This is a genomic window from Lentzea cavernae, from assembly GCF_014653695.1.
GTDB classification, from domain to species: Bacteria; Actinomycetota; Actinomycetes; order Mycobacteriales; family Pseudonocardiaceae; genus Lentzea; species Lentzea cavernae.
In genome coordinates this window covers 1,129,084-1,151,881 of sequence record NZ_BNAR01000001.1, presented here as the reverse complement: position 1 = coordinate 1,151,881, position 22,798 = coordinate 1,129,084, and the positions used below count along the sequence as shown (strand labels likewise).

The 22,798-nt window shown below is 70.7% G+C and carries 21 protein-coding genes; 13 read left to right on the top strand and 8 right to left on the bottom strand.

The window, feature by feature from the left end; genetic code table 11:
• Positions 1-30: 30 nt before the first annotated feature.
• Positions 31-2,577: an AfsR/SARP family transcriptional regulator gene (locus IE307_RS05285; RefSeq protein ID WP_191296265.1), complete on the top strand. Its 2,547-nt coding sequence runs from the start codon at positions 31-33 to the stop codon at positions 2,575-2,577.
• 6 nt (positions 2,578-2,583) lie between these two features.
• Here the strand turns inward: IE307_RS05285 and IE307_RS05280 are convergent, their stop codons facing one another.
• Positions 2,584-3,861: an FAD-binding oxidoreductase gene (locus IE307_RS05280; protein ID WP_229904400.1), complete on the bottom strand. Its 1,278-nt coding sequence runs from the start codon at positions 3,859-3,861 to the stop codon at positions 2,584-2,586.
• A 74-nt stretch (positions 3,862-3,935) separates the two neighbouring features.
• Between IE307_RS05280 and IE307_RS05275 the strand changes: the two genes are divergently transcribed.
• The 7 genes from IE307_RS05275 to IE307_RS05245 all read left to right on the top strand — a co-directional run bounded on the left by IE307_RS05275 (position 3,936) and on the right by IE307_RS05245 (position 10,606).
• Positions 3,936-4,871: a hypothetical protein gene (locus tag IE307_RS05275; protein WP_191296264.1), complete on the top strand. Its 936-nt coding sequence runs from the start codon at positions 3,936-3,938 to the stop codon at positions 4,869-4,871.
• An 85-nt stretch (positions 4,872-4,956) separates the two neighbouring features.
• The gene (locus tag IE307_RS05270; RefSeq protein ID WP_191296263.1) at positions 4,957-5,865 is read left to right on the top strand and encodes a LysR family transcriptional regulator; all 909 of its coding nucleotides are present in this window, start codon (positions 4,957-4,959) and stop codon (positions 5,863-5,865) included.
• A 114-nt stretch (positions 5,866-5,979) separates the two neighbouring features.
• Positions 5,980-7,128, top strand: coding sequence for a CaiB/BaiF CoA transferase family protein (locus IE307_RS05265; protein WP_191296262.1), 1,149 nt, complete (start codon positions 5,980-5,982; stop codon positions 7,126-7,128).
• The gene (locus IE307_RS05260) at positions 7,125-7,868 is read left to right on the top strand and encodes a crotonase/enoyl-CoA hydratase family protein (RefSeq protein WP_191296261.1); all 744 of its coding nucleotides are present in this window, start codon (positions 7,125-7,127) and stop codon (positions 7,866-7,868) included. The genes IE307_RS05265 and IE307_RS05260 overlap by 4 nt, the downstream gene beginning before the upstream one ends.
• Position 7,869: 1 nt before the next feature.
• Entirely contained in the window at positions 7,870-8,589 is a 720-nt protein-coding gene (locus IE307_RS05255; protein ID WP_191296260.1) for an acetoacetate decarboxylase, read from the top strand.
• Complete coding sequence (locus IE307_RS05250) at positions 8,586-9,416, top strand: 3-hydroxyacyl-CoA dehydrogenase NAD-binding domain-containing protein (RefSeq protein WP_191296259.1); 831 nt, start codon at positions 8,586-8,588, stop codon at positions 9,414-9,416. Before IE307_RS05255 ends, IE307_RS05250 begins: the two co-directional genes overlap by 4 nt.
• Positions 9,416-10,606 (top strand): acyl-CoA dehydrogenase family protein, encoded by a 1,191-nt coding sequence (locus tag IE307_RS05245; RefSeq protein WP_191296258.1) that lies wholly within the window; start codon positions 9,416-9,418, stop codon positions 10,604-10,606. The genes IE307_RS05250 and IE307_RS05245 overlap by 1 nt, the downstream gene beginning before the upstream one ends.
• Before the next feature lie 6 nt (positions 10,607-10,612).
• Here the strand turns inward: IE307_RS05245 and IE307_RS05240 are convergent, their stop codons facing one another.
• The gene (locus tag IE307_RS05240) at positions 10,613-11,011 is read right to left on the bottom strand and encodes a TOBE domain-containing protein (protein WP_191296257.1); all 399 of its coding nucleotides are present in this window, start codon (positions 11,009-11,011) and stop codon (positions 10,613-10,615) included.
• Between the two features lie 30 nt (positions 11,012-11,041).
• Positions 11,042-12,007 (bottom strand): aldo/keto reductase, encoded by a 966-nt coding sequence (locus IE307_RS05235; RefSeq protein ID WP_308436332.1) that lies wholly within the window; start codon positions 12,005-12,007, stop codon positions 11,042-11,044.
• Between the two features lie 178 nt (positions 12,008-12,185).
• On the opposite strand from IE307_RS05235, the gene IE307_RS05230 reads away from it, so the two are divergent.
• Positions 12,186-13,055, top strand: a complete 870-nt coding sequence (locus tag IE307_RS05230; RefSeq protein WP_191296256.1) for a polyprenyl synthetase family protein — start codon at positions 12,186-12,188, stop codon at positions 13,053-13,055.
• On the opposite strand, the gene IE307_RS05225 is transcribed toward IE307_RS05230, so the two are convergent.
• Positions 13,016-13,924 (bottom strand): NADP-dependent oxidoreductase, encoded by a 909-nt coding sequence (locus IE307_RS05225; protein ID WP_191296255.1) that lies wholly within the window; start codon positions 13,922-13,924, stop codon positions 13,016-13,018. The two genes, IE307_RS05230 and IE307_RS05225, sit on opposite strands and share 40 nt — an antisense overlap.
• Positions 13,925-14,064: 140 nt before the next feature.
• Between IE307_RS05225 and IE307_RS47410 the strand changes: the two genes are divergently transcribed.
• Positions 14,065-15,309 carry a helix-turn-helix transcriptional regulator gene (locus IE307_RS47410; RefSeq protein WP_191296254.1) on the top strand — a complete coding sequence of 415 codons (1,245 nt, stop codon included), beginning with the start codon at positions 14,065-14,067 and terminating at the stop codon, positions 15,307-15,309.
• Here IE307_RS47410 and IE307_RS05215 read toward each other — a convergent pair.
• The gene (locus IE307_RS05215) at positions 15,306-15,647 is read right to left on the bottom strand and encodes an iron chaperone (RefSeq protein ID WP_191296253.1); all 342 of its coding nucleotides are present in this window, start codon (positions 15,645-15,647) and stop codon (positions 15,306-15,308) included. The genes IE307_RS47410 and IE307_RS05215 overlap by 4 nt on opposite strands.
• A 136-nt stretch (positions 15,648-15,783) precedes the next feature.
• Between IE307_RS05215 and icmF the strand changes: the two genes are divergently transcribed.
• On the top strand, positions 15,784-19,002 hold the full coding sequence (gene icmF / locus IE307_RS05210) for a fused isobutyryl-CoA mutase/GTPase IcmF (protein WP_191296252.1): 3,219 nt from the start codon (positions 15,784-15,786) through the stop codon (positions 19,000-19,002).
• Here icmF and IE307_RS05205 read toward each other — a convergent pair whose 3' ends face one another.
• Positions 19,003-19,692, bottom strand: a complete 690-nt coding sequence (locus tag IE307_RS05205; protein WP_229904399.1) for an MOSC domain-containing protein — start codon at positions 19,690-19,692, stop codon at positions 19,003-19,005.
• Positions 19,689-20,123 carry a nuclear transport factor 2 family protein gene (locus tag IE307_RS05200; RefSeq protein ID WP_229904398.1) on the bottom strand — a complete coding sequence of 145 codons (435 nt, stop codon included), beginning with the start codon at positions 20,121-20,123 and terminating at the stop codon, positions 19,689-19,691. Before IE307_RS05200 ends, IE307_RS05205 begins: the two co-directional genes overlap by 4 nt.
• An 81-nt stretch (positions 20,124-20,204) precedes the next feature.
• On the opposite strand from IE307_RS05200, the gene IE307_RS05195 reads away from it, so the two are divergent.
• On the top strand, positions 20,205-20,768 hold the full coding sequence (locus tag IE307_RS05195; RefSeq protein ID WP_191296251.1) for a CGNR zinc finger domain-containing protein: 564 nt from the start codon (positions 20,205-20,207) through the stop codon (positions 20,766-20,768).
• An 83-nt stretch (positions 20,769-20,851) separates the two neighbouring features.
• Positions 20,852-22,009, top strand: a complete 1,158-nt coding sequence (locus IE307_RS05190; RefSeq protein ID WP_191296250.1) for a hypothetical protein — start codon at positions 20,852-20,854, stop codon at positions 22,007-22,009.
• Here the strand turns inward: IE307_RS05190 and IE307_RS05185 are convergent.
• Complete coding sequence (locus IE307_RS05185) at positions 22,006-22,671, bottom strand: hypothetical protein (RefSeq protein WP_191296249.1); 666 nt, start codon at positions 22,669-22,671, stop codon at positions 22,006-22,008. The genes IE307_RS05190 and IE307_RS05185 overlap by 4 nt on opposite strands.
• Positions 22,672-22,798 lie beyond the last annotated feature (127 nt).

Sequence of the window (22,798 nt, the reverse complement as noted above, 5' to 3'; positions counted from 1 at the left end):
GGTATGTGGATGGTGGTTACGATCGGGAACGTGGAGTTCCGGGTGCTCGGGCCGGTCGAGTGTCTCGCCGACGACGGCGCGCGGCTGAACCTCGGGCCGCCCAAACAACGAGCGGTGCTCGCGTTGCTCCTCGCGCAGCCGGGCAGGGTGCTGTCGGTCGACCGGTTGATCAGCGTGCTGTGGGACGACGCGCCGCCCAAGACCGCGCTGAAGAACCTCCAGGTCTACGTCTACCAGCTGCGCAAGATCGTCGGCTCGCGGCTGCTCTCGCGGGCGCCCGGCTACCTGATGTCGGTCGACCCCGCCGAGCTCGACCTGACCCGGTTCACCGCACTGCTGGAGGTCGCCCGCCGGGAACGCACGCCGCAGAGCTACCGGGAGGCGCTCGCGTTGTGGCGCGGGCCCGCCCTCGCGGACCTGGCCGCGTCCGGGCTGCTGCGCGGCGTCGTCGCCCAGCTGGAGGAGCTGCGGCTGGCCGCGCGGGTCGAGTGCGCGGAGGCGGAGCTCGACCTCGGCCGGCACGTCGAGGTCGTCGCGGACCTGGGCGAGTGGGTGCGCGAGCACCCGTTGAACGAACGCCTGCGCGAACAGCAGATGGTCGCGCTGCACCGCGCGGGCAGGCCGGCCGAGGCGCTGGCCGCCTACCAGGAGTGCCGCCGGGTGCTGATGGACGAGCTCGGCGTCGAGCCGGGGGAGTCGCTGCGGCGCCTGCAGGCCGAGGTACTGCGCGCGAAACCCGTTGGCGCGGCGGCGATCCGCCAGCTGCCGCCGGACGTCGTCACCTTCGCCGGACGGGCCCGCGAGCTGAACCTCGTCAAGGCCCAGCTGCGGCAGGACCGGGTCGCGGTGTGCGTGATCACCGGGCAGGCAGGGATCGGGAAGTCGGCGCTCGCGGTGCGGGCCGCCCACGAGATCACGGCGAGGTTCCCGGACGGCCAGCTCTACGCCGACCTCTCCGACGGCGCCTCCGAGCGGGTCCTGAGCCAGTTCCTGCGCGCGCTCGGCGAACGGGCCGGCGACGAGGAGGCCCTGCGCTACCGCTCGCTCACCGCGTCACGAAGGCTGCTGGTGGTGCTGGACAACGTCGCCACCGCGGGCCAGGTCAAACGCCTGCTGCCGACCGGACCCGGCTCGGCCGTGCTCATCACGTCCCGCCGCCCGCTGACTTCGCTGACGGGTGCGTCGTACGTGAGACTCGGCGCGCTGCCGCTGGAGGACGCGTCCCAGTTGCTGCAGGGAGTCGCCGGTGAGGTCGAGGACGCGGCGGAACTCGTGCGCTGGTGCGGTGGACTGCCGCTGGCGCTGCGCATCGCGGGAGCCCGGCTCGCCGCCCGTCCACAGTGGACCGCGCCGTTGCTGGCCGCGCGCCTGGCGGACGAGACGCGCCGCCTCGACGAGCTCAGGCTCGGTGACGTCGCGGTGCGCTCGGCGTTCGAGGTCAGCTACGCCGAGCTGGGATCCTCCGCCGTGGCGGGGGTGTTCCGGCTGCTCGGGCTCCTCGACGGCCCGGACTTCGCGGTCGCGGCGGCACGGGCGCTCACCGACGTGCCGGACGTGGAGGAACTGCTCGCCGAACTGGCCGACGCGCACCTGGTCGAGGAACCGGTGCCCGGCCGGTTCGCGTTGCACGACCTGCTGCGCCTGTTCGCCCGCGAACGCTGCCGCGCCTCGGAGTCGCCGGAGGAACGGTCGCTGGCGCTGGAACGCCTGCACAAGCACTACCTGGAAGCGTTGGCGGACAACCCGTCCGACCTCTGGCTCGCCGAGGAGCGCGACAACCTGATCGCCGCCGCCCACCAGGCGTCGCCGGCCGACGCGATCGCGTTCGCCGGCGGACTGTCCTGGTACTTCCGCCGCCGCTCCGAGGTGGCGGACTGGGCTGCCCTCAACGCCCTGGCACTGGAGGCCGCGCGTTCGCTGGGCGACGTGCGCGCGGAAGCGTTGGCGTTGAAGGAACTCGGCGCGGCCTACGAGCGCGGCTTCAAGTTCGCCGAGGCCCAGCAGCACTGGACGGCCGCACTGGAACTGGCCCGCCGGCTGCACGACCGCCAGTTGGAGGCCGTGACGCTCAACAACCTCGGCATCGCGCACTGGCGCCGCCGCGACCTGCCCGCCGCGCTGACGTCGCTGGAGGCCTCGCTGACGTTGCGCGAGGAGCTGGACGACTCGCAGGGGGCGGCCTACGTGCGCACGAACCTGGGGCTGGTGCACGCGGCGATGGGTGATCTCCCGGCCGCGCTGGCGTGTTACGAGGAGACGCTGACGACGCTGCGGGCGTGCGGCGACAGGTCCGGTGAGCTGCACGCGCTGGCGAACATGGCCGACGCGCACCGCCAGCTCGGGTCGCTCGACCGGGCACTGGAACTGGCGGAGGAGGCGTTGCGGCTCGCGCGGTCGGTGGGGGACAGGCAGATCGAGGCGGGCGTGCTGCTCGACCGCGGCATCGTGCACGAGCTGGCGGGGCGGGCGGAGCAGGCCAGGGCCTCCTACACCGAGGCCGTGGAGTTGTCGCGCCGCATCGGTTTCCGCTGGGGCGAGTCGGAGGCGGCGCGCAAACTGGCCGGGCTGGGCGGGTAACGCCGATCAGCGGCCCGCCGAGTACCTGCCCGGCGCGAACACCCCGTCCGGGTCCAGTGCCCGCCCGATTCTCGCCTGCAGCGCCGTTGCCGCCCCGGGCCGGTCGACGTCCCGCCGGTGAGGCAGGAACCCGTGCGCCGCAAAAGCTTTGTGCAACCGGTCGAGCGACTCCCGCGCCTCCGCCGCGGCCGCCGGATCGTGTGCGGGGAAGCCGAGCCCGACGACGTGGTCGACGGCGTCGCTGTCGAGCACGTTCACGGTGACCGCGGGCGCCGAGGCGCAGCAGTCGCGGATCAGCTCCTCGGTGAGCGCGACCGCCTCTCCCGAGAACGGGACGACCGGCAGGAACATCAGGAGCCCGCGTTCGGCGTCGAACCGGTCGGCGGGGCAGCCCGCGGTCCTGCGCAGGAACCAGGTGTCGGCCGGGTCCGGGTCGCCCGCGTACGTCGCGCGGACCACGTCGTCCACCGAGTAGGCCGGTGCCGCGACGAGCGGTGAACGCCCTGCCGCCGCGAGGAGGACCGAGCTCAGCGCCTCGACGACCTCGCCGGCGCCGCTCAGGCAGACGTGCGCGAGGTAGCCGTCCGCCTGGGCGGCGACCGGGTTGTAGACCTTGGTGGTCGGCGGCACCAGGCGCTGCTCCGTCCACGACCGCAGCGCGTCCACCGCGTCGGCCAGGTCGTCGGAGGCGAAGGTGAACGGCAGCACCCGCACCTCCTCCGGCCTCGGCAGCAGCCGGACGACGGCGGCTGTGACGACCGCGAACGACGACTGCGTGAACAGGTGGGTGAGCCCCGGCCCCGCGGCGTGCGGCCGGGGAACGGCCGACGTGCCCGGCCACCAGCCCACGTGCTCCCGCCGGCCGTCGGCCAGCACCACCTCGAGGCCCACCAGGTCCTCGGCGCGGGCGCGGTGCACGCCGACACCGCGCTCCAGGACGTTGCCGATCACGCTGGTGCGCAACGAGGACGTGGTGAGGTTGAAGATCCTCGGCGTGCCGCGCAACAACTCCGCGAGCGCACCCTGGGTGACTCCCGGTTCCACCACCGCGTAGCCACGTTCGAGGTCGAGCGCGCGCACGCGGTCCAGACGCGACAGGTCGAGCACCGCGGCACCGTCGTCGACCGGCAGACCCGAACCCAGGCCCCAGTTGCGGCCCGTGCTGACCGGGTGCAGCGGCCGCCTGCCGGAACGGACGATCTCCACGACCTCGTCCGCGCTCGCCGGACGGAGGACCTCGGTGATCGTTCGCGGGCGGAACGCGGCGGGTTGCTCGGTGAACACGGGCCGCACGATAGGGCGAAGTCGCGACGGAAGGCGGTAGCCGGGGACCGCGCGTCACGGTGAGGATCGGCAGGATGACGAGAATCCTGATCTCGCTGTTGGTCCTCCTGCTCACCCCGGCCGTCGCGCACGCCGCACCCCGCTGCGAGCCGGTGATCACCGGCAACGGCCCGTCGCTGCACCCCGAAGGCGTGACGTACGACCCGTCGCGGCACCAGTTCCTCGTCGGATCCGTCACGCACGGCACGGTGTCGCGCGTCGACCGCTCCGGCCGGGCCCGCACGCTGGTCGACGACCCGTGGCTGATCACCACGATGGGCATCGCAGTCGACGCGCGCCGCGGCCGCCTGCTCGTCACCAACGCCGACCTGGGCCTCGCCGACCGCAGCAGGCCCGAGACCACCAGGGCGTTCGCGGGCCTCGGCATCTACGACCTGCGCACCGGCCGAGCCCTGCACCGCGTCACGCTCGCCACCGGCCCCGGCCACTTCGCCAACGACGTCGCGCTCGCCCCGGACGGCACCGCGCACGTCACCGACTCGATCTCCGGCACGGTCTTCAGCGTGTCGCCAGGGGGTGCGGTGTCGACGCTCGTGCAGCACCCCGACCTCGCGCAGCCGGCGTCCGGTGGCTGGGGCCTCAACGGCATCGTGCACGTGGGCGACAGGCTCGTCGCCGCGCTCTCCGGCGCCCGCAAGCTCGCCGTGATCCCGTTGGCGGCGCCGCAGAACGTCACCACGATCACCGCTCCGATCGGAGCGCCCGACGGACTGCTCGCCCTGGGCCGCGACCGCCTGTTGCTCGTCGACAACACCGCGGCCAACCGCGTGGTCGAGGTCCGCACGCCCGACCGGTGGACGACGGTCGAGGTCGTGCGGGAGGTGGCGTGGCCGGACAAGGCCCCCACGACGCTCACGAACACGCCGTGTGGCGCGTACGCGGTGGCTGGGCGGCTGGACGTGCTGCTGGGCGGTGGGCGCAGCGACGAGTTCGTGCTCAGGAAGGTCTGATCCGAACGGCCAGGTGCTGTCCTGCGAGGCTCTCGGCCGCCACTGTCGCCCGACGAACGTGCAGGACAGTGCCTAGTGTGGTCGCGTGGAACTGTTGCACCTCAGGTACTTCGTCGCGGTCGCCGAGGAGCTGAACTTCTCGGCGGCGGCGCGGAAGCTGCACATGGCCGCGTCGCCGCTGAGCCAGCGCGTCAAGGACCTGGAACACGAGCTGGGCCGGCCGTTGTTCGACCGCAGCACCCACCACGTGGCGCTGACGGACGCGGGCGCCGCCCTGCTGCCGATCGCGCGGGACGTGCTCGACCGCGTCGGGTCCATCCGGTGGCGGCTCGACCAGGCCGCGAGACCCGGCCGCGTCACGGTGTTCGTCGGCATGCCCGCGGGCGTCCACCCGGCGCTGCGGGAACGGCTGACCCTGCTGGCCGAGCGCGTCGCCGGGCGGTTCGAGGTCAAGCGGTGGCCGGGCTCGACCACGGACCTCGTCGCGGCGGTGAAGGAGGGCAAGCTCGCTTTGACGCTGGCGCGGTTGCCCGTGCAGGAGGCCTCTCTCGACGCCCTGCACGTGATGACGGAACGCCTCGGCGCCGTGGTGCCCGCCGACCAGTTCGAAGGACGAAGCTCGGTCAAATTGGCTGACCTGACCGATCTCGCGTATGCGAAGTCGCCGGAAGAAATGATGCCCGCCTATTTCGAACAAGTCGACCGGCAACTGCGCGAACTGGGCATCCAAAAGCGCATCCAGCTGAGCAACACCGGTTATCAGGGCACGTCGGAGATCGTGTCGAGCGGCCTCGGGTTCTCCGTCTCGATGCTCGACGAGGACAGCGCGATGAGCGGCTACCGGCTGGAGAACATGGCTGTTCTGCCGTTCGAGGACTTCCGCGCGCAGCTCGACACGGGACTGTTGTGGAGGCGCGACCGGGGTTCCGGCGGTGACATCGAGGAGCTGGTCGGCACGGCGAAGGAGGTCTTCGCGGAACCGCTGGTCAAATGAACAATGGTGTGACCGCTGTGGTCATACCATTGTTCGCGACATGATCGTTCCCTTTCCTGCTGTTCCTCACTAACCTCGGTGGTGCAGGAAAGTACAGGTGCGAAAGGACGAACGATGAAGGACATCACCGCCGGTCCGCTGGACGGCGTGCGCGTGATCGACCTCTCGACCGTGGTGATGGGCCCGTACGCGGCCCAGATCCTCGGAGACCTCGGCGCCGACGTGATCAAGATCGAGTCGCCTGTGGACACCGTCCGCAACGGCCGCTACCGCACCACGCCGGGCATGACCCCGTTGAGCCTCAACGTCAACCGGAACAAGCGCAGCATCGCGCTGAACCTGAAGGACTCCGGCGACCGCGCGAAGGCCCTCGAACTGATCGACACGGCCGACGTGCTGATCACCAACATGCGGCCCGGCGCGCTGAGCAGGCTCGGCATGGACTACGCCGACCTCGCCGGGCGCAACCCCGGCCTGGTCTACGCCCACGCCCAGGGCTTCCGCGGCGACTCCGACCGCGCCGGCACCGCCGCCTACGACGAGACGATCCAGGGCGCGTCCGGTCTGGTCGACATCGCGAACCGCGCCCTCGGGCGGCCGGTCTACCTGCCGACGATCCTCGGCGACAAGGTGTCGTCGCTGACCATCGCCTACAGCGTGCTCGCCGCGCTGGTGCACCGGAACAACACCGGTGAGGGCCAGCGGGTCGAGGTCCCGATGGCCGACACGATGATCGCGTTCAACCTGGTCGAGCACCTCTCGGGTCACGCGTTCGTGCCGGAGGAGGGGCCGACGGGCTTCAACCTGTCGATGGCCAAGGGCCACCACGCCGTGCACACGAAGGACGGGCTGGCGTGCGTCGTGCCCTACACCCCGCAGAACTTCCGCGACTTCTTCGCCGCCGCGGGCCGTCCCGACCTGGTCGAGGACCCGCGCGTCGCCGGTGAGCGGATCGACCCCGGCGACAGCGACGACCTGATGGGTCTGGTCGACGCGTGCGCCCCCGCTCTGAGCAGCGAGGACTGGGCCGAGGTGTGCGCGAAGCACAGCATCCCGTTCGGGCCCGTGCTGGAGTTGGACAAGGCCCACGAGGACCCGTACGTCCGCGACGGTCACCTGCTCGACGTCGTGCACCACCCGAGCGAGGGCGCCATCCGCTCGATCGGCATCCCCGTCCGGTTCTCCGCCACGCCCGCCACCGTCCGCCGCCTGGCCCCGCTGCCCGGTCAGGACACCGCCGAAGTGCTGAAGGAGTTGGCATGAACGAGGTTCGCACCGAACGCGTCGGCTCGGCCCTGCTGATCACGATCGACCGGCCGGAGGCCCGCAACGCCGTCAACGCGGCCGTCGCGACGAGGCTCTCCGCCGCCCTGGACGAACTGGAGGCCACGCCGGACCTGCGCGTGGGCGTGCTCACGGGGGCCGGGGGCTCGTTCAGCGCCGGCATGGACCTCAAGGCCGCGCTCCAGGGCGAGTCGCCGGTGGTCGGCGACCGGGGGCTCGGCGGTCTCACCGAGGCCTCGCTCACCAAGCCGCTGATCGCCGCGGTCGAGGGGTACGCGCTGGGCGGCGGGTTCGAGCTGGCTCTGGGCTGCGATCTCGTCGTCGCCGCCGAGGACGCGAAGTTCGGACTGCCCGAGGTGAAGCGCGGCCTGATCGCCGCCGCCGGGGGAGTCGTCCGCCTGCCGCAGCGGATCCCGCACCACCTCGCGATGGAGATCCTGCTGACCGGCGAACCGGTCGACGGCCGCCGCGCGGGTGAGCTGGGCCTGGCCAACAGGGTCGTGCCGAACGGCGAGGCCGCCGCGGTCGCGTTGCAACTGGCCGAGCAGATCGCCCTGAACGCCCCGCTGGCGCTCGCCGCCGTCAAGGCCGTCGTGCGTTCCCGCGATCCCTGGGCCGCGCAACGCGCCGAGAGCGCCCGCCTGATGACCACCGCCGACGTCCGCGAGGGCATGACCGCGTTCGCCGAGCGTCGCGCTCCACAGTGGACAGGACGTTGAGATGCTGGGAACCACACCGCTGACCGCGCCGGCGTTTCCCGCCGTGCGCCCCCGGTTCTTCGACCGCGAGTACCTGAACATCGTCTACCGGACCGATCCGGAGGCGTTGCGGGCCGTCGTGCCGGAGCCGCTGGAGATCGATGAGCCGCTCGTCCGGTTCGAGGTCATGAAGATGAACGACGTCACCGGGTACGGCCCGTACACCGAGGCAGGGCAGGCGATCCCGGTCGTCTTCGACGGGGAGCGCGGCGAGTACCTGCACGCGATGTACCTGGACAGCTTCGCCGCGACCGCGTCCGGCCGCGAGGTCAGCGCCTACCCGAAGGTCATGGGTTCACCGAATCTCTACGCCGACAGCGGTGCCCTGGTCGGGACGCTCGACTACGGCACCGTGCGGGTGGCGACAGCCACGATGGGTTACAAACAGTTCGAACTGGACACCCGTCAGGCTGAGGCGGAGATCACGGTTCCAACGTTCATGCTGAAGACGATCCCTGACTATGACGGTTCGTTGCGGGTGCAGGAGCTCGTGCGCACGGAGATCACCGACGTCGTGGTCAAGGCCGCCTACACGGGTCCCGCGCGCCTGCAGCTGTTCCAGCACGTCCTCGCGCCGCTCGCCGACCTCCCCGTGCTCGAGGTCGTCTCCGCCAGCCACGTCATCACCGACCTGACGCTCGCTCCCGCCAAGCCGGTTCACAACTACTTGGAGGAAGCATGACAACCGTCGCAGTCGTCGGAGCAGGGGTGATCGGCCTGTCGTGGGCCCGCCTGTTCGCCGGGCACGGCCTGACCGTGCGGGTCGTGGACCCCCGTCCCGACCTGGTCGTTCCCGACGGCGTGCAGGTCGTCGGGACCGTTGCCGAGGCCGTGCGGGACGCGGACTTCGTGCAGGAGAACGGCCCGGAGGACCTGGAGTTCAAGAAGACCCTGTTCGCCGAGCTCGTCCGGGAGGCACCTGACCACGCGCTGCTGCTCAGCTCGTCGTCCGCCATCCCGTCGACCGCGTTCACCGAGGGAATCGACGGCTCGCGCGTCCTGATCGGACACCCGTTCAACCCGCCGCACGTGATCCCGCTGGTCGAGGTCGTGCCGGGGGAGCAGACGAGCGAGGAGTCCGTGGCCAGGGCCGTCGAGTTCTACCGCTCGCTGGGCCGCACGCCCGTCGTCGAACGCAACGAGATCCCCGGTTTCGTCGGCAACCGCCTGCAGGCCGCGCTCTCCCGCGAAGCCGCGTACCTGGTCGAACAAGGCGTTGTCACGCCGCGAGACCTCGACACGGTCGTAACTAACTCGCTCGGTCTGCGGTGGGCGACGGTCGGCCCGTTCCTGGGCGCGCACCTCGGTGGCGGCCCCGGCGGCTACCGGCACCTCGCAGGGCACATCGGCAAGTCCATGCGGAGCCTGGAGCTCGGCAGCCCCTCGCACGACCCGGAGCGGCTGATCAAGGCCGTGGAAGACGCTTACGGCTCCTCCACGTACTCGGCGCTGGCCGAGACGCGCGACCGCAGGCAGCTCGCCGTTCTGACGGCATTGGAGGAGAACTGATGGAACGCCTGGAAGACCAGCTGACGGCCGACTTCTACGACTACGAGGCGCTGCTGGGCGACGAGGAGCGCAAGATCCTGCTCGGCGCCCGCGAGTTCATGACCACCGAGATCAAGCCGCTGGTCAACGAGTACTGGGCCAAGGGCGAGTTCCCGCACGAGCTGATCGGCAAGTTCCGCGGCGCCGGCCTCACCGCCTTGTCCTACGAGGGCTACGGCGAGCACCCCGCCGCCGTCAGCAACCTGCTCGCCGGCATGCTCGCGATGGAGATGACCCGCACCGACGCGTCGGTCGCGACCTTCTTCGGAGTCCACAACGGACTCGCGATGTACTCGATCTACTCGGGCGGCTCGCAGGAGCAGCGCGACCGCTGGCTGCCCGCCATGGCCGCGATGGACAAGATCGGCGCGTTCGCCATGACCGAGCCGCTCGGCGGCTCCGACGTGGCGGGCGGCATGCGCACCACCGCGAAGCGCGAGGGCGACACGTGGGTGTTGAACGGCGCCAAGAAGTGGATCGGCAACGCCACCTTCGCCGACTACGTGGTGGTGTGGGCCCGCGACCTCGACGACGACCAGGTCAAGGGTTTCGTCGTGGAGAAGGACATGCCCGGCTTCGTCGCAGAGAAGATCGAGGGCAAGATCGCGTTCCGCATCGTCGAGAACGCCGAGATCACCCTGACCGACGTCCGCGTGCCGGAGGCGAACCGCCTGCAGAACATCAACTCGTTCCGCGACGTCGCCGAGATCCTGCGCGCCACCCGCGGCGGTGTCGCGTGGCAGGCGCTCGGCGTGATGATCGGCGCCTACGAGGCCGCTCTCGCCTACGCCAAGGAGCGCGAGCAGTTCGGCCGCCCGATCGCCCGTTTCCAGATGGTGCAGGACAAGCTGGTGCAGTCCCTCGGGAACATCACCGCGTCCTGGGGCATGCTCGTGCAGCTCGCCCGGTTGCAGGACGCGGGCATCTTCAAGGACGAGCACTCGTCGCTCGCGAAGGCGTACGTGACCTCCCGGATGCGCGAGGTCGTGGCGTGGGCGCGGGAGATCTTCGGCGGCAACGGGATCGTGCTGGAGTACGACGTGGCGCGCTTCTTCGCCGACGCCGAGGCGATCTACTCGTTCGAGGGCACGCGCGAGATGAACACGCTGATCGTCGGCAAGGCGATCACCGGGCAGAGCGCGTTCGTCTAGAGGACTTCACGCCTCGGGGATCTCGACGACGACGTGCGTCGACTTGATCGAGGCCACGGCGACGCTGCCGACCTCCAGGCCGAGCTCGTCCGCGGACTCCCTGCTCATCAGGGACGTGACGCGGAAGGGCCCGGCCTGCATGTCGACCTGGGCCATGACGCCGTCCTTGACGACCCGCGTGACGATGCCCTTCATGCGGTTGCGCGCCGAGGCCGCCACCGTCGCACCGGGCTCCGCCACGTCGGTCATCTTCTGCGCGAACGCGGCGAGCTCGGTGCCGCTGACGCCCTTGCGCCCGTTGTCGAGGACGACGGGCGCGAGGCGGCCCTGGTCGATCCACCGGCGCAGGGTGTCGTCACTGACCCCGAGCAGCGCGGCGGCCTCGCTGATCCGCAAGTTCGGCACGAGCCGGAGTGTAACTCCGCGTTCGCGTGGTCAGGAGTGGCCGGCGATGCGGTGCGGCTCGTACCCGGACTCGAGCTGCGCCACCTCGTCGCCGGTGAGCTCGAAGTCGAGCGCCGCCAGCGCGTCGTCGAGCTGCGCGGGCTTCGTGACGCCGACGATCGGCGCGGTCACCACGGGGTTGCGCCGCAGCCACGCCAGCGCCACCTGGGCCCGGGACACACCGCGGGCGGAGGCCACGGCGGCCACCTGCTCGACGATCGCGCGGTCCGTCTCCAGGTACAGGGTGGACCCGAACTCGTCGGTCTCGGTGCGGGCGGTCGTCGAGTCCCAGTCGCGGACCAGGCGGCCGCGCGCCAGCGGGCTCCACGGGATCACGGCGATGCCCTGGTCCGCGCAGAACGGCAGCATCTCGCGCTCCTCCTCGCGGTAGAGGAGGTTGTAGTGGTTCTGCATGGACACGAACCGCGTCCAGCCGTTCGCCCGTTGTGTGAACAACGCCTTGGCGAACTGCCACGCGTACATGGAGGACGCACCGATGTAGCGAGCCTTGCCGGACTTGACGACGTCGTGCAGCGCTTCGAGGGTCTCCTCCAGCGGGACGGTGCTGTCGAAGCGGTGGATCTGGTACAGGTCCACGTAGTCGGTGCCCAGCCGGCGCAGCGAGTTGTCGATCTCGGAGAGGATCGCCTTGCGCGACAGCCCGGCGCCGTTGGTGCCGCTGTGCATGCGGCCGTTCACCTTCGTCGCGAGGACGATCTCGTCGCGCCGCGCGAAGTCCTTCAACGCCCGGCCGGTGATCTCCTCGGAGGAGCCGTCGGAGTAGACGTTCGCGGTGTCGAAGAAGTTGATGCCGGCGTCGAGGGCGGCCTTGATGAACGGCCGGGAGTCCTCTTCGGGCAGGGACCACGAGTGGTTGCCCCGCGATGGATCGCCGTAGCTCATCATGCCGAGGCAGAGTTCGGAGACGTCCATGCCGGCGAGCTTGGTGTAGCGCACTGTCAGCCTCTCAGGGAAAAGACCATCACGGTCGGGTGATGGTGGCGACAACCCGTTCAACATCAACGTAGTCCGCCTCGCCGGATCGTGCCTGTGTTGAACACGTCCGTGGCTATCGGACCGGGTTGCCTGACCAGCGGGTTTAGCGTCGCTTTCCCGGGGTCTGAGAGGAAAGCCCATGACGAGCATCGACGTGGTCGCACCGCCGCGGCACGTGCTGGAGCGCACCCGTGCCGCGGTCGAGCCGGTGCTGCGGGCCGCGCTGGCGGAGCTTCCGGACGAAACGCGCGAAGTGGTCGAGAGAGGCCTTGCGCGGCAGGACTTCTCGACGGCCGCGCTCGTGCTGCTCGCCGCCGAGGCGTTCGGCGACGCGGACGTGGCACCCGTGGCCGTCGCGATGGAGTTCGCGCACCTGCACGAACAGCTGCACGCGGACCTGATGGCGCGCGCCGGCGTGTGGGCGGAGTTCGGCGCCGACCGGGTCGTCTCGGCGGCCGACGCGCTGCTCTCGCTCGCCTTCGCACGGCTCACCAAGCCCGGGGTGATGATCCTCAACGTCGCACTGATGTCCGTTGTGGACGGTTACGTTCAGGAGATCGGGATGGACGACGAGACCGCCGACATGTCCCAGCACCTGGGTGTGGCGGCGGCGAAGCACAGCTCGCTGACCGCGGCGGCGTGCGAGCTCGGCGCGCTGGCCGCCGGTGCGAGCGCGAGCCAGGCGGGCCACCTCAGGCAGTTCGGCGACGACATCGGCCTGGCGCGCAAGCACGTGGACGACGTGCTGGCACCGCACGACGACCGCCGCACCCTTGCGGTGGTGGCGGCGAGCAGTGCGAACATCACGGTCGACGGCGGGCGCAGGTGGTGCGAGCAGCAGGCCGCGCTGCTGCTCGCCCGCGCGCAGAACCACCTGCGCCAGTGCGGTGCGCGGGCTCAGGCGGCGGCGGAGCTGGGCGGGCTCGCCCGGGAGGTCACGACCGCCCGGTGCGAGCCCGTCCTGCCCTCTCAGCCGACGGGGCGCAGCAGCACCTTGCCCGTCGCGTGACCGGTCTCGACCAGCTCCTGCGCCTTGGCGGCGTCGGCCAGCGGCAGGCTCTGGGCGATCCGCACGCCGAGCTTGCCCTCGACCACGAGCCGGGCGTACTCGGCGAGCCGTGAGCCGAACGGGCCGCTGCCGCCGCCGGAGAACACGACACCCAGCTCGAAGGCCTGCGCGTCGGCGATGGTGACGATCCGGTCGGTGCCGCCGCGCAGTTCGATCGACAGCGGCAGGTCGCCCTGCCCGGCCGCGTCGTAGACGGCGTCGACGCCCTGCGGTGCGGCGGCGCGGACCCGGTCGGCGAGACCCTCGCCGTAGGCGACCGGGGTGGCGCCGAGCGACCGCAGGTAGTCGTGGTTGCGGGGAGACGCGGTGCCGATGACCGTGGCGCCGCGGGCCACCGCGAGCTGCACGCCGACCGCTCCGACGACTCCCGCGGCCCCGTGCACGAGCACGGTGTCGCCTTCGCCGATCTTGAGCTCGTCGAGCACCCTGACCGACGTCTCGACGGCCACGGGCAGCGCGGCGGCCGTGTCCCAGTCGAGGTCGGCGGGCTTGAGGGCGAAGTCGGTGGCCAGCGCGTACTCGGCGTGGGCACCGGTGACGGTCCAGCCCAGGACCGCGTCGCCCACCGCGACGCCGGTGACGCCCTCGCCGACCTCGTCGACGATGCCCGCCGCCTCGGAGCCAGGGGTCACCGGGAACGGAGGCGCCATCTGCGGCATCCACCCGTTGCGGATCTTGTGGTCCAGCGGGTTGACCGCCGCGGCGACGACTTTCAACCGCACCTGTCCCGGACCGGCGTGCGGCTCCGCGACCTCTTCCAGGTTCAGGACCTCCGGGCCGCCGAACGTGGTGTAGGTGATCGCCTTCATTTCCAGCTCCTGGTGCTCGTCATTTGGTTGACATGTCAACACTAGCGGCGGGGTGTGCTCCTCTGCCCCGGCACTTCGGCTAGTCCCACCTGGTCGAAAGGCCAGCCGGGTGCTGGTCCGAGCGGTCTACGCTGATGGGCATGGACCTGCTGGCCGCCGTCGACGTGATCCAGGCACCGCTGAGCGAGACGCTGCCGCGGCTGTCGGCCGCGCTCGCCGGAGCCATCCCGCACCAGTCCGTGGCCGAGCTGTCCAACTGCACGTTCGCGCCGTTCAAGTTCCGCGGCGAGCAGCCGGTGACGATCACCGACGTCTCCGCGCTGCGCCCCCTGGTGTCGGGCAGGGGAGCCTGGCAGGGGCGGGCGGTCCTGGCGGGGGCGGACGTGCCGGTGGTCGTCCTGGTGAGCGACGTGTCCGTGCCGGGCGCGATGCTGGTGCTCCTGCGGACCGAGGACACCCCGGTCCCCGACGAGGTCCTGGCGCCCGCCGTCGCGTTGTGGGACGTGGTGACCGCCCACGCCGAAGGCATGCGCAACGAGGCCGTGCCCGCGACACTCGCCGTGTCCCGTGCGGCTGCGGCAGCGCGTGCCGTGGCCATCTCCGACCTCGGTGACGCCTACGGGGCTTCGTTGACGGCACTGCTCGGGGTGCTGCGGGACCACGGGGTGGACGACGCGGCCGCCCGCTCGCGGTCCGTCGACCTGGCCGTCACCGCGCTGGTCGAACTGCGGTCCCGTGCCGACCTGGACCGGGCGCAGACCGAGGAGCGGACCGGGGACGCCTTCGAACGGCTCGCCGAGTCGCTGCGCCGGGTGCTGCGCGGCCGCGACGTGCGCCTGGACCTGGGCACACCCGGCGCGGAGGAGGGCGCGGACCGCGTCCTGCCCACGGAGCTCTCGTCCACGGCCGCCGCGGTCGTCAGGTCGGCCGTGCACGCGATGCTGGACGACCAGGGCGGGGTCGGCCGCGTCCACATCGGCTGGAAGATCGTTGGGACGGTGCTGCGGGCGACCGTGCGCGACGACGGCCCCGGCACCCTGTCGTGCGGCAGCCTGGACCTCCGCCGCGTCCCGGAACGCCTCGGTCCGCTCGGCGGGGTGGTGCAGGTCGACGCGGTGCCGGGCTGGGGCTCGACCGTGACGATCGAGGTGCCGCTCGGGCCGAGGGAGACCCCGCGCGAGGACCCGCTGACGGTGCTGGGCTCGCGCGAGCTGGAGGTCCTGGGGCAGCTCGCCCGCGGCCGCCGCAACCGCGACATCGCCGGTGAGCTGCACATCAGCGAGTCCACGGTGAAGTTCCACGTGGCGAAGATCCTGGACAAGCTCGGCGTCGGCTCACGCGGTGAAGCGGCCGCGATGGCGCACGAGTGGGGCGCGGCCCGTTAGCCGATCTCGCCCATCCGCTGCCGGACCAGGTCGCGGACCACGTCGTCGGGCAGCGGCCGGTCCGGTGTGAACCGGATGGTGCCCTTGGAGAGGGAGAAGCCCGCCAGCCGGTCGCGCACGACGTCGACGGCGGCCGGGCTGAACGGGAACACGGCCAGGTGGTCCTTCGCCGCCTTGAACCCCAGCAGGGGCTTGCCCTTCAGGCGCAGTGCGGCCATGCCGTAGCTCGTGCCCTGCTCGGCATCCGGTGCCCACTCCTCGGCCAGCGCGCGGATCCGTTCGAACGCGGCCCGCGCCGGGGCGTCGAGGCTCTCGAAGTAGTCGTCCACGTCGGCCATGCGGGCACGCTACCGGGGCGAAGTGCTCCGCGAGCGCACCTGCGCGAGCGGCGTGAAGATGTGTTCTTCCTGCTCGATCCAGAGACCTGGACCACCCTCAGTTGCACGTCCAATAGTAGGAAGTCAAACTAATCTCATGACGACGTCCCCAGCGCCCGCGTTGCACAAGCCGGTGAACCCGGTGCGCTTCGTGACCGCGTCCAGCCTCTTCGACGGCCACGACGCGGCCATCAACATCATGCGGCGCATCCTGCAGTCGCAGGGTGCGGAGGTCATCCACCTCGGTCACAACCGGTCGGTGTCGGAGGTCGTCGACGCGGCGATCCAGGAGGACGCCCAGGGCATCGCCATCAGCGCGTACCAGGGCGGGCACGTCGAGTACTTCTCCTACCTGGTCGAGCTGCTGAACGAACGCGGCGCCGGGCACATCCGGGTCTACGGCGGCGGTGGTGGCGTCATCGTCCCCGAGGAGATCGAGCTGCTGCACTCGCGCGGAGTCGCGCGGATCTTCTCGCCGCAGGACGGGCAGACGCTCGGCCTCGCCCGCATGATCAACCTGATGATCGAGGAGTGCGACCACCCGCTCACCGAGCCGTTCAGCCAGGACGCGCTGCTCACGGGTGCGGACGAGGCCCTGGCGCGCGCGATCACGCACATCGAGGCCGGCACCGCCGAAGCGCTGGAGAGCACCCGCAAGGTGCCCGTGCTCGGCATCACCGGCACCGGTGGTTCGGGCAAGTCGTCGCTCACCGACGAGCTGGTGCGCCGCTTCCGGCTCGACCAGCAGGACAAGCTCCGCATCGCCGTGCTCGCCGTCGACCCGACGCGCCGCCGCGGTGGTGGCGCGCTCCTCGGCGACCGCATCCGGATGAACTGCCTCGACGGCGACCGAGTGTTCTTCCGTTCGCTGGCCACGCGCCGTGCGGGCAGTGAGATCCCGGACGGCCTGGAGCAGGCGATCGTGGCGTGCAAGGCGTCCGGTGCGGACCTGGTCATCGTCGAAACGCCCGGTATCGGTCAGGGTGACGCGGCCATCGTGCCGTTCGTCGACTTCTCGCTGTACGTGATGACGCCGGAGTTCGGTGCCGCGTCCCAGCTCGAGAAGATCGACATGCTCGACTACGCGGACGCCGTGGCCATCAACAAGTTCGAGCGCCGCGGTGCCGAGGACGCGCGCCGCGACGTCGCACGGCAGATGGTGCGCAACCGCGAGGCGTTCGGCGTGAAGTGGGAGGACATGCCGGTCTACGGCACGTCCGCCGCGACGTTCAACGACGACGGTGTGACGGCGCTGTACCAGTTCCTGCGCGACGGCCTGGTCGGCCACGGTCTGGCGGTGGAGGAGGGCGCGCTGGCCGCCGTCACCGGCAAGACGTCGACCTCCGCGTCCACGGTCGTGCCCGCCGCCCGTGCCCGCTACCTGTCCGACATCTCGGACACCGTGCGCGGCTACCACCGCAGGACCGACGAGCAGGTCGCCGCCCTCCGCACGCACACGCAGCTCGCCGGCGCGCAGAAGGCGTTGGAGGCCGCGGGCAAGGGCGTTACCGACATCGCCGAGCTGGTCTCCGACGCCGAGCGCAAGCTCGACCGCGACACGGCGGACCTGCTCCAGGCCTGGCCCGCGACCGTCGAGCAGTACTCCGGCGACGAGCTCGTCTTCAAGGTGCGGGACAAGGAGATCCACACGTCGTTGACGCGGGAGACGTTGTCCGGCAACAAGGTCCGCCGCGTCAGCCTGCCGCGCTACGACGACGAGGGCTCGCTGCTGCGGTTCCTGCGCAAGGAGAACCTGCCGGGCTTCTTCCCCTACACCGCGGGCGTCTTCCCGTTCAAGCGCGAGGGCGAGGACCCGGCCCGCATGTTCGCGGGCGAGGGCGACGCGTTCCGCACCAACCGCCGCTTCAAGTACCTGTCGAAGGGCAACCCGGCCACGCGCCTGTCGACGGCGTTCGACTCGGTGACGCTCTACGGCCGCGACCCCGACACCCCTCCGGACGTTTACGGCAAGATCGGAACTTCCGGCGTCTCCATCGCGTCGCTCGACGACATGAAGGCGCTCTACGACGGCTTCGACCTCGTGGCGCCGACGACGTCCGTGTCGATGACGATCAACGGCCCGGCGCCGACGATCCTCGCGTACTTCCTCAACACCGTGATCGACCAGCAGGTCGCGAAGTTCACGGCCGACGAGGGCCGCGAGCCCTCCGCCGAGGAGCACGCGAAGCTGCGGGCGTTCGCGCTGGCCAACGTTCGCGGCACCGTGCAGGCCGACATCCTCAAGGAGGACCAGGGCCAGAACACCTGCATCTTCTCCACGGAGTTCTCGCTGCGCATGATGGCGGACATCCAGGAGTGGTTCATCGGGCAGCAGGTGCGGAACTTCTACTCGGTGTCGATCTCGGGCTACCACATCGCCGAGGCCGGGGCGAACCCCATCAGCCAGCTCGCCTTCACGTTGGCCAACGGCTTCACCTACGTCGAGTCGTACCTGGCGCGCGGCATGAACATCGACGACTTCGCGCCGAACCTGAGCTTCTTCTTCTCCAACGGCATGGACGCCGAGTACAGCGTCATCGGCCGCGTGGCACGCCGGATCTGGGCCGTGGCCATGCGCGACCGCTACGGCGCCTCGGAGCGTTCGCAGAAGTTCAAGTACCACGTGCAGACGTCAGGCCGTTCGCTGCACGCGCAGGAGATGGACTTCAACGACATCCGCACGACGCTGCAGGCGCTCTGCGCGCTGTACGACAACTGCAACTCCTTGCACACCAACGCCTACGACGAGGCGATCACCACTCCCACGGAGTCGTCCGTCCGCCGCGCGATGGCCATCCAGATGATCATCAACAAGGAGTGGGGCCTCTCGGCGAACGAGAACCCGTTGCAGGGTTCGTTCGTCATCGACGAGCTGACCGACCTCGTCGAAGAGGCCGTGCTGATGGAGTTCGACCGCATCTCCGAACGCGGCGGCGTGCTCGGCGCCATGGAGACCGGCTACCAGCGCGGCCGCATCCAGGACGAGTCGATGCTCTACGAACAGCGCAAGCACGACGGCTCGCTGCCGCTGGTCGGCGTGAACACCTTCCTGCCCGAGGACGGCACGCGCGAGGTCGTGAAGATCGAGCTCGCCCGCGCCACCGAGGAGGAGAAGGAGTCGCAGGTCGACCGCACCCGCGCCTACCAGGCCGCGCACCGCGACGAGGCCCAGAAGGCGCTCGCGCGATTGCGTGAGGTGGCGCAGACGAACGAGAACGTGTTCGCCGTGCTGATGGACGCGGCCCGCGTCTGCACGCTCGGCCAGATCACCGAGGCGTTCTTCGAGGTGGGCGGGCAGTACCGCCGCAACATCTAGTCAGACCGCGTAGGGCCGGCCGACGATCCACCCACCGACGTGGTCGGGCAGTTCGTCGGTCGGCACCAGCTCGACGCTGTCGCCGACGTTCACGACACCGGGCCGCACCACCCAGCTGTCCAGGCACAGCACGCCGCCGAACTCGTGCCGGATCCGGCGGTGCACGTCCAGGTCCTGCGCGCCGGTGTCCGGGTCGATCGTCGTGACCACGCACCGGGCGCGCTTCTGGTACATCCCGATGACCACGTCGCCGACCACCAGCGCGTGCCCCGGCCAGCCGTCCTCCTCGCCGGCCTCGACGCCGCCGATGAGGATGTTGGGCCGCAGCCGCCGCACGTCGACGCCCGCCGCCTCGACCTGGCCGTCCGTTGCCACCAGGACGTTGAGCACGTCGAACCGCTCGGGGCCGGTGTAGCGGGTCAGCCTGCCGCCGAACGGGAGCACCTTCTCGTGCGCCTGCCAACTGTCCCACGGGTGTCCGTCGACCAACGGGCCGTCGGGACCGGTGGAAGCCGGAATGGTGAGCAGGCGGTAGCGGGTGCGGCCGGTCAGCACGCCCCGCGGGCCCTGCACGTGCACCAGCCGGTCGCCCTCGACACCGTCCGGGGTGAACGCGGCCTGCTGGAGCTCCTCGCCGCCCAGTGACTTGACCGGGTACCGCCACAACGCCTTGACGTGCACGTTCGTCACACCGCCGGGATCTCGTAGGTGGAGTTCGGGTCGATGCGGCGCTCCGACTCGGTGATCTTCACGTCGTTGATGCTCGCCTCACGCCTGCGCATCAGGCCGGACTCGGCGAACTCCCAGTTCTCGTTGCCGTAGCTGCGCCACCACTGGCCCTCGTCGTCGTGCCACTCGTACTGGAAGCGGACGGCGATGCGGTCGTCCCCGAACGCCCACAGCGACTTGCGGAGCACGTACTCGTGCTCGCGCTCCCACTTCTTCGTCAGGAACGCGACGATCTCGTCGGTGCCGGTGACGAACTCGGACCTGTTGCGCCACAACGAATCCGGTGTGTACGCACCGGCGACGCGCACCGGTTCCCTGGTGTTCCAGGCGTCCTGGGCCGCCTGCACCTTGAGCCGGGCGGTCTCGGCGTCGAACGGGGGCACGAGCTTCACGGCGATCCTTCCAACGGTTGGACGACGCTGCAAACGTTAGAACGAGAGTCTAACGGATGCAAGCCTGTGTTACCGTTAGACGTGCTGACGCCCGACGAACCCCGGCCGGTCCTGCTGATGAACACCATCTGGGCCAACCGGTCGCGGCTCCACGACGACCTGACGACTGTGGGTGGGCTTCGCGACTTCCTGGGCGTGCCGGCGGATCAGGCCGACCTCGCGGCGTTCGTCGCGTTGCGGCAGGCGCTGCGGGACCTCGCGGGCGTGCTCACCGAGGACACGCGTCCGGTCGCGCGGGACCGCGACCTGGAACGGGCCGTGGCCGAGGTCAACCGTGCGGCGCGCAGTGCGCGGCGGTGGCCGCAGCTGGCCGTGCGGGACGGGGAACTGCTGCGGCACAACGAGAGCGAGGGCTCGCTCGCCGATCGTGAACGCGCCGCGATCGCCGCCGAGGCCGTGGAGCTGTTCACCGGTGAGGACGCGGTCCTGTTGCGCGCCTGTCACGCGCCCGGCTGCGTGCTGTACTTCGTGAAGGACCACCCGCGCCGTGAATGGTGCTCGCCGTCGTGCGGCAACCGGGTCCGCGCCGCCCGCCACTACCGGCGCAACCGGGGTGAATCCCCTGGTCCGAACGGGTTTTCCTGATCGGCAGGGGTAAACATGAGCCGCTCCGGTTCCGATTGAACGGACAACAGTTGGGCGCGTTCTGTGTGTGGTGGTGATCCACGATGTCCCGAGAATCCGTGCCAGGGCACGACATCGGCTATCACCTCGTCTGCTTCGACGAGACCGGAAACGAGCGGGGGCGCGAGAGCGCGGACGTCCTGTACGACGCCCGCCGCGGTGTCACCGATGTCTTCTTCTTCATCCACGGGTGGAACGGCGACGTGCCGGCCGCCCGCGAGCAGTACGGGCGGTGGGTCGCGACGATGGCCGACTGCCGCGCCGAACGTGAAGCGGCACATGCGCTTCCGGGCGGTTTCAAGGCCCTGCTCGTCGGCCTGCACTGGCCGTCGAAGGCCTGGGGCGACGAGGACGTGCGGTCCGACGAGTTCATCAAGGCCCAGGCCCAGCGCCTCGGCGGAGGTGCCGGGCGCACGGCCGCCGTGCGCACGATCGTCGAGGCCGCGCGGCAGCACCCGTGCCGGATGTCGGCCGCGGTCAAGCAGGCCTACGACTACCTGGAGGGCTCGGTCCCGGACCTGCCGGGCGAGGACGGGATGGCGTTCGACCCCGAGCAGCTCTACCGGGCGTGCCTGGAGGACCCGGCGCTGGGCGGGATCCTGTCGCCGTTGCGGATCCTCACGTTCTGGAAGATGAAACGGCGCGCCAAGGTGTTCGGCGAGAGCGGTGCCGCGCGGATCGCCCGCGAGGTGGCCCAGGCCGCGCCGAACGCGCGCATCCACCTGATGGGCCACAGCTTCGGCTGCATCACCGCGACCGCCATGGCGAACGTGGTGCCCGCCGCGACCCTGACCCTGGTGCAGGGCGCGATGTCGCTGTGGTCGTTCGCGGAACGGCTGCCCGGCGAACCCGGCTCCGGCTACTTCCGCGGCGTGCTCGGGCGCGTGCCGGGCCCGATCATCGTCACCACGTCGTCGAACGACTACGCCATAGGCAGGTTCTACCCGCTGGCCGCGCGGTCGGGCCGTCAGGTCGACCTGGACGAGTACCCGAAGTACGGCGGCCTCGGTTCCCACGGCGTGCAGGGCACCTACGCGCACGGCCACCAGATCGGCTCGCCCGGTGAGCTGTCGCGCGGGCAGGTGCACAACGTCGACTGCACGTCGGTGATCCGCCGCATCGACGGGATGGCGGGCGCGCACAACGACATCTGCCACCCGGAACTGGCACGGCTGCTGTGGAAGGCGGTGGTGGTGCGCTAGCAGTCCGTTGTGGACGGCACACCCAGGTGCAGGACCATCTGGGGTACCAGCGTGTTGCCGAGGAGCGGGCGCAGGTCGGCGCGCAACGCCGACGGGCTCGCCGGGTCGAGCGCGGGGGAGACGCAGAACCCCACCGTCCCCGCGGTGAGGATGACGCGCTGCATCGCCTGTCCCGCGCGGATGTCCGCCGCCGCGCCCTGGTTGAACGTGCACAGCACCATCTCGGCGTTGTTCTTGACGTGCAGCCACGCCCGTTCGACCTCGGCCGCCCGCGACAGCAGCCCGCGCCACGCGGCCGGTTCGGGGAACGTCGTCCACGTGCGACGGTTGGTGCGCAGGGCGTGCAGCAACGCGGCCACGTCCGGGCTCGGCTCCTGGTACCCGCCGAGCCGGATGGCGGCGGCCGCGTCGTTCGCGCTCGGCCCCGGCAGCAGCGTCACCAGTGGACGGATGCCGTGACCCTGCAGCGCCAGCCGGACGTTGAGCAGCGCGACCCCGCAGGCCAGACGCGTCTCGCGGCTGTGAGGGGTGGCGGTGTGCAGCTCGATCTGCTCCGGGCGCACCTCGAAGCGCACACCGGAGACGGAGGCCGTCGCGAGCGCGAGGACGCCGCGCACGTCCTCACCCGCGAGGCCGAGTGAGCTGGAGACAGCGATCGTCATGTGCCCACTGTCCGGGCGGGGACGTAGATCGACCACGGTCGAAGGTCCTCACTTGCCAGGGCCGTGCGGTGGCGGAAAGTGTGCGAGTCTGGTCGGCGTGCCTGACGTGCCCGGTCGCCGAGACCTC